This is a genomic window from Vibrio sp. 10N.222.46.A1 (assembly GCF_041473595.1).
In the GTDB taxonomy this organism is placed as follows: domain Bacteria; phylum Pseudomonadota; class Gammaproteobacteria; order Enterobacterales; family Vibrionaceae; genus Vibrio; species Vibrio tasmaniensis_A.
The window spans coordinates 1-525 of the sequence record NZ_JBFRSN010001413.1 but is presented as its reverse complement, the minus strand read 5'-3'; the positions used below and the strand labels follow the sequence as shown (position 1 = coordinate 525).

General features: G+C 40.8%; 1 protein-coding gene. It reads right to left on the bottom strand.

Annotated features, from left to right (window positions below; all coding sequences use genetic code 11):
• Nucleotides 1–188: 188 nt before the first annotated feature.
• Nucleotides 189–410, bottom strand: a complete 222-nt coding sequence (cspD, locus tag AB4496_RS27000) for a cold shock domain-containing protein CspD (RefSeq protein WP_009846336.1) — start codon at nucleotides 408–410, stop codon at nucleotides 189–191.
• Nucleotides 411–525: the final 115 nt, after the last annotated feature.

Below are 525 nucleotides of genomic sequence, written 5' to 3'. Positions count from 1 at the left end.
AGACCTAGACCTAGACCTGCTAAAGGGATCTCTCGGACGATTTGTACTGGTGAATAGCTTTTAGCTCTCAGATCGAAAAACCGCCCATTTAAGCCTGTATTACAGGTATGAAATGAGCGGTTTCAATGTTCTGCTTACCTGACAGTCGTTTATTAAGACTGATAGAGGTCTACATGTTTGGCAATCGCCTATTTTACGGCGCTGCCTTCTACAGGAACAACGGAGCTAGCATGGGAGCCTTTAGGTCCACTTTCTACTTCATAATCGACCTGTTGACCTGCCTTTAAGGTTCGATAACCTTCCATTTGTATTGTGGAGTAGTGCGCGAAAATATCGCCATCTTCACCTTCTGGACAAATAAAACCAAACCCTTTGGCATTGTTAAACCATTTTACTGTACCTGTAGCCATGCTATACATCCCTCATGCATTTTGTTACTAACGTTGTTATATCAAATCAATGTAAGTTCGATTGATATTATTCCTATCAACTAAACAATTTCAGCTGATAGCTTGAATCTCATAC